The 9,235-nt window shown below is 72.6% G+C and carries 9 protein-coding genes; 5 read left to right on the top strand and 4 right to left on the bottom strand.

Annotation, left to right across the window (positions count from 1 at the left end; all coding sequences use genetic code 11):
- The first annotated feature begins 96 nt into the window (after positions 1-96).
- The 5 genes from ACYQ8L_RS17340 to ACYQ8L_RS17360 all read left to right on the top strand — a co-directional run bounded on the left by ACYQ8L_RS17340 (position 97) and on the right by ACYQ8L_RS17360 (position 5,930).
- A complete protein-coding gene (locus ACYQ8L_RS17340; protein ID WP_459943076.1) occupies positions 97-1,497 on the top strand; it encodes an RsmB/NOP family class I SAM-dependent RNA methyltransferase in 1,401 nt (466 codons plus the stop codon).
- Between the two features lie 240 nt (positions 1,498-1,737).
- Entirely contained in the window at positions 1,738-2,571 is an 834-nt protein-coding gene (locus ACYQ8L_RS17345; RefSeq protein WP_459943077.1) for an HAD-IIB family hydrolase, read from the top strand.
- A complete protein-coding gene (locus ACYQ8L_RS17350) occupies positions 2,568-3,182 on the top strand; it encodes a GerMN domain-containing protein (protein ID WP_459943078.1) in 615 nt (204 codons plus the stop codon). Before ACYQ8L_RS17345 ends, ACYQ8L_RS17350 begins: the two co-directional genes overlap by 4 nt.
- A gap of 28 nt (positions 3,183-3,210) precedes the next feature.
- Positions 3,211-5,226, top strand: a complete 2,016-nt coding sequence (fusA, locus tag ACYQ8L_RS17355; RefSeq protein ID WP_459943079.1) for an elongation factor G — start codon at positions 3,211-3,213, stop codon at positions 5,224-5,226.
- Complete coding sequence (locus ACYQ8L_RS17360) at positions 5,223-5,930, top strand: pseudouridine synthase (protein ID WP_459943080.1); 708 nt, start codon at positions 5,223-5,225, stop codon at positions 5,928-5,930. The genes fusA and ACYQ8L_RS17360 overlap by 4 nt, the downstream gene beginning before the upstream one ends.
- Before the next feature lie 96 nt (positions 5,931-6,026).
- On the opposite strand, the gene ACYQ8L_RS17365 is transcribed toward ACYQ8L_RS17360, so the two are convergent.
- The 4 genes from ACYQ8L_RS17365 to ACYQ8L_RS17380 all read right to left on the bottom strand — a co-directional run bounded on the left by ACYQ8L_RS17365 (position 6,027) and on the right by ACYQ8L_RS17380 (position 9,053).
- The gene (locus ACYQ8L_RS17365) at positions 6,027-7,046 is read right to left on the bottom strand and encodes a ribonuclease Z (RefSeq protein ID WP_459943081.1); all 1,020 of its coding nucleotides are present in this window, start codon (positions 7,044-7,046) and stop codon (positions 6,027-6,029) included.
- Positions 7,016-7,897, bottom strand: coding sequence for a 4Fe-4S binding protein (locus ACYQ8L_RS17370; RefSeq protein ID WP_459943082.1), 882 nt, complete (start codon positions 7,895-7,897; stop codon positions 7,016-7,018). Before ACYQ8L_RS17370 ends, ACYQ8L_RS17365 begins: the two co-directional genes overlap by 31 nt.
- A gap of 7 nt (positions 7,898-7,904) precedes the next feature.
- On the bottom strand, positions 7,905-8,036 hold the full coding sequence (locus tag ACYQ8L_RS17375; RefSeq protein ID WP_459943083.1) for a CD1871A family CXXC motif-containing protein: 132 nt from the start codon (positions 8,034-8,036) through the stop codon (positions 7,905-7,907).
- A 78-nt stretch (positions 8,037-8,114) separates the two neighbouring features.
- A complete protein-coding gene (locus ACYQ8L_RS17380; RefSeq protein ID WP_459943084.1) occupies positions 8,115-9,053 on the bottom strand; it encodes a hypothetical protein in 939 nt (312 codons plus the stop codon).
- Positions 9,054-9,235 lie beyond the last annotated feature (182 nt).

Consider the following 9,235-nt stretch of genomic DNA (forward strand, 5'->3'; position numbering starts at 1 on the left):
GGGTTTCCGTAGCGACGCCGTGGACCTGACAATACTTTCGTTGGTCTTCGTAACTTTCCAGCTTCCTGGCCTTCTAGCCTTCCCGCAGGAGTCCACGTGACCAAGACGACGAACGGACCCCGCCTGCCCCGGTGGGCCTGGTGGGGAGGGCGGCTCGCCGACGTGAACCCGCGCCACGCCGTGCGGATCCTGCGGGCCGCCGCGGGATTCGAGGAACTCGTGTTCGGGGGCGGGCCGCCGTTGGATCGGGCGCTCCAGGCCCACACCCGGGCCCGCCGGAACATGGGCCGGAACGACCGGGCCATCCTGGCCGAGGCCGTGTACCACCTGGCGCGCAACCGGGAGGCGATCCGGCGGGCACTGCCCGAGGCCGTCCCCGGGGACGGCGACCTCCTGCTCCTGGCGTTCCTGGACCGCTTGGGGGCCAAGGACCCGGGGAAGGTGCCCCACCTCCCCGGCGGGGTCGCGCCGTGGCTCCAGGCCCTCGGCCGGCTCGAGCGCCTCCGGGAGCGGTGGGTCGAGCGCCTGGAAGCCCACCGAAAGGCCGAGATTCCGGGCCGGGGCCCCGTGCGGGAGGCCCTGGAGGGGCTCTTCGGGGTGCCGGGCTGGTGGCTCGACGCCGGGCCTTGGGCCCGGGTGGGGGAGGCGGTGCGGGAGCTGGGGAGGCTCCGGCGGCCCCAGGAGCTCACGCTCCGGGTGCAGGCCCACCGGGCCGAGCGGCCGGCGGTGCTCCGGGAGCTCCGGGACGCGGGGGTGCCGGTGTCGCCCACGCCCCGGAGCCCCTGGGGCATCCGGGTTGCGGGGAGGCACAACGTGCTGGTCCTGCCCGCGGTCCGGGAGGGACGGGTGGAGGTCCAGGACGAGGGGAGCCAGCTCGTCGCCTGTCTGTGCGATCCCAAACCCGGGGAGCGGGTACTCGACTTCTGCGCCGGCGGCGGCGGGAAGGCCCTGGCCCTGGCGGCCGCCATGGGGGGGCGCGGCGAGGTGGTGGCCCACGACGCCGACCCGGCGCGGCTCCGGGACACCCGGCGTCGGGCCCGGCGGGCCGGGCTCGGGAACATCCGGGTCGAGGCGTCCGCCGAGGCCGTCGGACGCCGGGCGCCCTACGACCTGGTGCTCGTGGATGTGCCGTGTTCCTCCTCGGGCACCCTGCGGCGAAACCCCGACGTGGCCTGGCGGTGGACGGCCGAGGACCTGGGGCGCCTGACCGCGCTGCAGGCCGAGATCCTCGATCGGGTCGCGGGGTGGGTCCGGCCGGGCGGGTTCCTGGTGTACGTGACCTGCAGCCTCCTCGTGCCGGAAAACCAGGCCCAGATCGAGGCGTTTTTGGCCCGCCACCCGGAGTTCGCACCGGCCCCCCTGGGCGACCGCACGGGCCACGAACCGCTCCTCGACGTGCCGGGGGCCGAGGCCGGGATCCTGCGCCTTCCGGCGAACCTGCCCCGATACACCGGCGACGCCTTCTTCCTGGCGAGGCTCGGGAGGCTCAGCGGCTAGGCGGCTGGGCGGCGAAAGGGCCGTTCGTCGCAGGTCGGAGGTCGCGGGTCGTTGGTTTGACCGCCGAAGCACCAAACCTCCCGTGTGGCCGAAGGATGTGGGGTTCGTCCGGGACCGCCGGGGCGCGGGGTCCCCGGTCCCTGTCCTCTGTCCTCTGAATCCTGGCTCCCGTCATCGGTTGCCCCGCCCCGTCGGCGTTGCTATAAGAGGGCGCCTTTGGACCCCCCGCGGAGGGTGCCGGTGCCGAGACCCCTGCTCGTTTTCTCCGATCTGGACGGCACGCTCCTGGACCACCACACCTACCGGTGGGACGCGGCCCTTCCGGCGCTCACAGAGCTCCGGAAGGCCGGGGCCGTGCTGGTCCTGTGCTCCTCCAAAACCCGGGCCGAGATGGAGGAACTCCAGCGCGAGCTCGGGGTCGAGGGGCCCCTCATCGTGGAAAACGGGGGCGCCGTGGTCCTGACGGGGCGCTCGCCCTGGGAACGCGCCTTCCCGGATCGGTTGGGAGCCCGGCCGGCCAAGGTGTTCGGCGCCCCGTACCCGGTGCTTCGCGAGGCCCTCGGGGAGCTGCGGCGCGCGATCGGCGCGGACCTCAAAGGGTTCGGCGATCTCTCCGTGGAGGAGGTCGCGAGGGTTACCGGGTTGACCGCCGAAAGGGCGGCCCGGGCCCGGGCCCGGGAATTCGACGAGCCGTTTCTCTGGGAGCCGGAGCCCTCGGAGGGCGAGGTGTCCCGGGCCCAGGCGTTCCTGGCCCAACGGGGACTTCAGCTCACCCGGGGGGGCCGGTTTTGGCACCTCCTGGGCCCGAACGACAAGGGCCGGGCCGTCCGGTGGCTCGTGGAAGCCGTCGGGGCCCTCGAGGGGCTTCGGCCCCGGACGCTGGGGCTGGGAGACGCGGCCAACGATCTTCCCCTCCTCGAGGCCGTGGACGAGGGGGTGCTCGTGGAGCGCCCCGGGGGAGGACACCTCGAAGGGGCGCCCGCCGGGGTGCAGCGGGTGTCGGGCGAGGGCCCCGTGGGATGGAACCGGGCGGTGCGGGAATGGCTCGAACGGGTGAAAACAGGGGATCCATGAGCCGGGGGCGCAGGTCCACGTCGGCCCGCCGGGCCCGGCCGAGCCGGTCGGTCTGGGGCCGGTTGGGGTGTCTCGTCGTGGTGCTCGTGCTCGGCGCCCTGGCGGGGGCCGGGTGGCTGTGGTGGAGCGGCCGCCTGGAGCCCGTCGGGGTGTGGGACCGGGTCGTGGCCGCGGGGCGCGCCCGCCACAAGGTGACCCTCTATTTCGCCGACCCCCGCTGGACCCGGCTCGTGGCCGAGGAACGGGAGATCCCCGCCGGGCTCGGTGCCCCGGAGCTCATGGCGCGGCTCGTCGAGGAGCTGGCTTCCGGCCCCGGGGGGACCGGGACGGCCGGCGTGCTCCCCAAGGGCGTGCGGCTGCGGGGCGCGTACCTGGGAGAGGGGGGGCTTGCGCTCCTCGACTTCGACGGCACGAGCCTGGAGGGGTTCTCCGCGGGAGGGGCCTCGGGGGAGCTCCTCACGGTGTTCGCCCTCGTGCACACCGTGGTGGAAAACGTCCCCGGGGTCCGGGAGGTCCAGATCCTGGTGGACGGTCAGGAGCGCGAGACCCTGGCCGGGCACGTCAAGATCTCCGAGCCGCTTTCCCCCGACGCCGGTCTCACGGGCCGGTGACCGGGGTTCGTGAACGGGAGCCAGACCCATGCGCGACATCCGGAACTTCGGCATCTTCGCCCACATCGACGCCGGAAAGACCACCCTTTCCGAGCGGATCCTCTATTACACCGGCCGCACCCACAAGATCGGCGAGGTCCACGACGGGCAGGCCGTCATGGACTGGATGCGTCAGGAGCAGGAGCGGGGCATCACGATCACCGCGGCCACGACCCGGGTGGAGTGGAAGGGCCACCGCCTGAACCTCATCGACACGCCGGGCCACGTGGACTTCACGGTGGAGGTGGAGCGGTCGCTTCGGGTGCTCGACGGCGCCGTGGTGGTGCTGGAGAGCGTGTCCGGGGTGCAGCCCCAGACCGAGACGATTTGGCGCCAGGCCAACCGCTACGGTGTGCCCCGCATCGTGTTCGTGAACAAGATGGACCGGGTGGGGGCCGATTTCGACCGGTGCCTGGAGAGCCTGCGGGAGAAGCTCGGGGCCGTGCCCGCGCCCGTGGTGACGCCGCTCGGGGCCGAGGACGGGTTCCGGGGGTGCCTCGATCTCCTGTCCGGCGAGGTCCTGGAATGGGACGAGGCGGACCTGGGCGCCACCATGCGCCGCCGGGCGCCCGAGGGCGACGAGGCCGAGGAACTCGAGGGCCGGCGAGAGGCCCTGGTGGAGGTGCTCGCCGATTTCGACGACGCCGTGGCCGAGGCGTTCCTGGAGGGCCGCTGGCCCGATCCCGCGGACCTGCGGAAGGTCCTGCGGCGCGAGACCCTGGCCGGCCGCCTGGTGCCGGTGCTCGCCGGGTCGGCCCTCCGGAACAAGGGGGTGCAGCCCGTGCTCGACGCCGTGGTGGACTACCTGCCGAGCCCCCTGGACGTGCCCCCGGTCCGGGGCATCCACCCCGACACCGGCGCCGAGGAGGTCCGCAAGGCCTCGGAGAAGGAGCCGTTCGCGGCCCTGGCGTTCAAGATCCAGCAGGAAACCGGCCGAAAGCTCACCTATGTCCGGGTGTACTCCGGGGTGTTCAAGGGCGGCCGGGTCTACAACGCCACCCGGCGCAAGGTGGAGAAGCCGGCCGCCGTGCTGCGCCTCCACGCCGACAAAAAGGAGCGGGAGGTGGAGGCCCGAGCGGGCGACATCATCGCGCTCACCGGCCTCAAGTGGACCGTAACGGGCGACACCCTGTGCGACCAGGACCACCCGATCCTGCTCGAAACCATCGCCTTCGCCCCACCGGTGATCAGCGTGGCCATCGAACCCCAGCGCAGCCAGGATGAGGGGAAGCTCCTGGAGGTCCTCGGGCGGCTCGAGGAGGAGGACCCCTCGTTCCGCCACGAGGTGAACGAGGAGACCGGGCAGACCCTGATCTCGGGAATGGGGGAGCTCCACCTGGAGGTGCTGGTGCGCCGGATGGAGGAGGACTTCAACCTGCCGGTCCACGTGGGCCGGCCCCAGGTGGTGTACAAGGAAACGGTGGAGGCCGAGGCCGAGGCCGAGGCCACCTTCGACCGGACCCTGGGCGACAAGCGCCACTGGGCCACCGTGCGGCTGCGGGTCGCCCCGGCGGAGCGGGGCGAGGGGAACCGGGTGCACCTGGAGGTGCCGGGCGAGATTCCCGACGCCGCCGTGGCCGCGGTGGAGCAGGGCGTGCGCGAGGCGTTCCTGAGCGGGGAGTTCGGGGGGTACCCGGTGGAGGACGTGGCGGTGGATGTGCTGGCTATCGAGGTCGACCCCGAGAACCCGAGCGAGATGGCCTGCAAGGTGGCGGCCAACCAGGCCTTCCGGGATGCCTCGCGCAAGGCCCGGCCGGTGCAGCTCGAGCCCATCATGCGGGTCCAGATCCAGGTGCCCGACGAGAACGTGGGCGACGTGATCGGCGACCTCAACGCCCGCCGGGGCGAGGTGCAGGGCATGAGCGCCGGTGCAGGGATCACCGAGATCGAGGCCCTGGTGCCCCTGCGCCGGATGTTCGGGTACTCCACGGACCTGCGCTCCAAGACCCAGGGCCGGGGCACCTTCCAGATGCTGTTCGAGCGCTACGACCGGGTGGCGGAGTGACGAGGGAGGGGGCCCTTCCCGTCCTCCACCAAGACGAAGCCTGCGTGGTGGTGGCCAAGCCCGCAGGGCTCCTCGTCCACCCCGTGCCCAAGGTGCGGGAGAAGGACTCCGTGCTCCGGCGGCTGCGGGACCTTCTGGGCCGGTGGGTGTACCCGGTGCACCGGCTCGACCGGGCCACGTCGGGGGCCCTCGTCATGGCCCTGTCGCCCGAGGCGGCCCAGGAACTGGCGTTGGCGTTCCGGGAGGCCCGCGTCGAAAAGCGCTACCACGCCATCGTCAGGGGGTGGCCGGAGCCCGAGGGCGAGATCGACCGGCCCCTCAAGGACCGGGAAACCGGCGCGATGCGTCCGGCCCTCACGCGGTACCGCCGGCTGGCCACGGCCGAGCTCCCGATCCCCGTGGGCCCGTACCCGGCGGCCCGGTACAGCCTCGTGGAGGTCCGACCGATCACGGGCCGCACCCACCAGATCCGCCGCCACCTCTCCGGCATCTCCCACCCCATCGTCGGCGACACCCTCCACGGCGACGGCCGCCACAACCGGCTGTTCCGGGAGCGCCTGGGAATCCCTGGGCTCCTGCTCCACGCCACGGCCCTCGCGTTCCCCAGCCCGGCCACCGGCGAAACCGTGCGGGTGGAGGCCCCCTTCGATGAACGCTGGGAGAAGGCGTTTTCCGTTCTGGGTTGGGAGGACCTGCCGACGTAAGGTTCCCCCCGGTGAGCGAATTACGGCTGGCGCCGGGGGAGGCGGCAAGTTCCCGGACACCGCGGAGTGCCGCCCGACGGCCTGCGACCCGCGGCCTTACTTCGCCAGCGCCACCGGGCCCCCGAAGGCCTCGGCGGCCTCGGCGAGCAGTTCCGGTTCCCGGTCGCGGTACTTGGGCGAAAAGTGGAAGATCCGCAGTTCCCCCACCCCGGCCCGGCGTGCGAGCTCCCCGGCCTGGGCCGCGGTGAGGTGGTGGCGCTCCCGGGCCCGGTCCGCGTCCTCTTCCAGGAACGCGGCCTCGCAGTAGAGCACGTGGGCGTCCCGGGCCAGGGCCACGGCCCGGGAGATGCCGGGCTCGGCCCAGAGGCAGTCGGTGACGTAGGCGAGCTTCTGGCCCCGGGTGAGCCGGAGGACCCCCTCTTCCAGCAGGGTCCCCAGGGGCACCGTGCCGCCGTGCGGCAGTTCGACGGGGTGGTCTGTGGAGTAACCGGCCTGCAGGGCCTGCTTGGCGGGCCGGAGCCAGGGGCCGGGGGGGAGCCCGAGGCGGTCCAGGGCGTCGCGGGCCACGTTCACGTGCACGGGTTCCTCGAGGCAAAACGCGAGGCACGGCACCTGGTGGTCCAACTCTGCCGCGGCCACCCGGAACGCCGGCTCTTCGTGGACCAGCCGGAGGCCGGGTTCGGGCTCGGGCAGGGGCACCTCGGCCCGGCGGCGGCGCGGAAACCCCTCGCGGCCCGGAAACGCCCAGAGCGTTCCCGACTCCTCCCCCCATTCGAGCACCTCCAGCTCGAACGCCTCGTCGTAGGCGTGCACCAGGTTCCAGGTATAGCCGCGCAGTTTCCCCTCGACCCGGTCGGCGATGCCCGGGGGGCCCACCACCCGGAACACCCCGGCCCGGCCCAGCCGGTAGCGCACCACCGTGTCGAGGCCGCAGAAGTGGTCCATGTGGGCGTGGGTGACGAAGGCGTGGGTCGCCTTCAGAACCGGCCGGGTCGGCAGGGGATGGAGGTCCCCCAGGTCCAGGAACAGGGTGCGGCCATGGCCCAGGAGCCGCACCAGGAGGGCCGGGTCCCCGAAGGGGCCGTTCACGAGGTGGGGGTGGAACGTGGGGCGCACGGGCTCGGTTCGAACCGGCGGGTCCCGAGGCTCACGGCCAGGGCGCCGGTGGGGCAGGCGTGGGTGGCGCAGGTCAGGCACCGCAGGCAGGCCGGGCTCCCCGAATCCCGGCGGGGGTCGAGCCCGATCCGGCAGGCCGAGAGGCACGCCTCGCAGCCCTCGCACCGGGCGGGGTCGTGGTCGATCCGGAGGGCGCTCCAACGGTTGAGGAGCCCATAAATCGCGCCCAGGGGGCAAAGGGTGCGGCAGTACGGCCGGTAGCTGGTCACGGCCCACCCGATCACCCCGGCCAGCGCGGCGAGCTTCCACCAGAGCCACGGACCCACCTGCTCCCGGAGTTCGGGGATGAGGAAGAACAGCCCCCCGGCCTCCAGGGTTCCGGCGGGGCACAGGGCCCGGCAGAACCAGGGATCCCCGTGGCCCATGGGCCCGGTGGCGAGGAGCGGCAGCCCCACCACGAAACCGAGGAGCACCAGGTACCGTAGCCCCCCGAGCACCCGGGGGACCCCGAACTTTCGCGACGGGATCCGGTGGAGTCCCTCCTGGAGAAACCCGAAGGGGCACAGCCACCCGCAGGCGAACCGCCCCCCGAGGAGCCCCACGGCCGCGAGGAATCCCACCACGTAGAACCCGAGCCGGTAGGTGCCCCACCGAAGGGCCGGCCGCCAGCCGGCGATGAAGTGCTGCAGCGAGCCCAGAGGGCAGGCCGCGACGGCCGCCGGGCAGGAGTAGCAGTTGAGCCCCGGGGTGCAAAGCTTCTTCAGGGGGCCCTGGTAGAGGTTTCGGGTCCAGGGAAACGCGAGATAGGCGTTCTGGAGGAAGGCGGCGACGGCCTGGACCCGGTGGCGCACGGCGGGCCTACCCGATGCCCATGCAGGCCAGGCAGATGCTGGCCGCGTTCATGAAGACCTGGGTGGCCTCCCCGAGGTGCGCGCCGGCCGCGATCGCCGCGGCGCTCACCGCGAGGGCCGCCCACCACGCCTTGCCCATCGCTCACCTCCCCGAACCGGGTGCTTCGTGGGGCGGGTCGGCGGCGATTCTAGCAAATCCGGTTCGGATTGCCCAAACCTACCGGCCTTCGTGGGGGGCGTGGACCTCGACGTCGAACGGCACGGTGTATACTCGGCCGGCCCGTCGGAACTGGCTAAAGACCCGGTAGCGTCCCGGTTCTGTGAACACATGGCCCCAGTAGAGCTTGGGGCCACGGTAGCCCGGGGTGGGCTCGTGGAAGTGCTGGTGGGCGAACTCGGGGCCGCCGCCGTGGGTGTGAGCCGAACCCGACGCGTTCTCCCGGAAGATCGCGAGATGGGTGAGCACGCCCAGGTACGGCTCCAGGTCGGTCACGGGGGCGCCCCCGGCCTTGATCTCGATGTTCGCCTCCACCCGGTTCCGGGCCTCGATCCGGTCGGGCATGGTGTGGAGAACGCAGGTGAGCCCGTCGGCCGACCTCGTGCGGGAAAGATCCCACCGGGTGGGGGGCTGGGGCGGGCCCTCGACGGAGAGCTCCAGTTCCTTGTGGAGCGCCCGGCCCTGGTCCACGGCGTCCACCGCGATCACGTACCGGCCGCCCCAGCGAAGGGTCACCGGGAAGGTGAACCGGGCCTGGGCCTTCGCCTCTTCGGTTAGGAGCCCGAAGTCCTCGGGGTGGAGGTGGTGGAACTCCTCGAGGTTCTCGCTCACCACGAGGAAATGCACGAGCCGTTCGTGGTGGACCTGCAACCCGGTTGCCGGCCGACCGTCGGCCGTCTCGATCCGCACCGTGATCCGGATCTCCTCTCCGGCCCTGGGCGTGGCGGGGTCGGTTTCCAGCCGGAACCGGTAGCCCCGGTCCACCTCCCGGGGCGAGAGGGCCGGCATGTGGTGGCCGGCGTTGGTCTCGCACTGGGCGCAATGGCTGTGGGCTCCGCCCATCATGGCGGAATGGTCCATCCCCTTCATCGGCGTCCCCGTCCGCTGGCCCGCACAGGCGGCGAGCAGGAGGGTGAGGGCCAGGGCAAGTCGTCGCATGGTTTCGTCTCCTTTCGGGGTTTCGTTGTCATGCCTGGGTAGTCGGACCCCGTATACCGTCCTTACATCCCCCTCCCCCCGCCCCCCCTCCCACCCGGGGAGGGGGAACCGCCTTGCGCGCGGAGTCCGCTGCCGTCTGCCTCCCTCTCCCCCTCAGGGGGAGAGGGCCGGGGAGAGGGGGG

This window comes from Deferrisoma palaeochoriense (assembly GCF_054656955.1).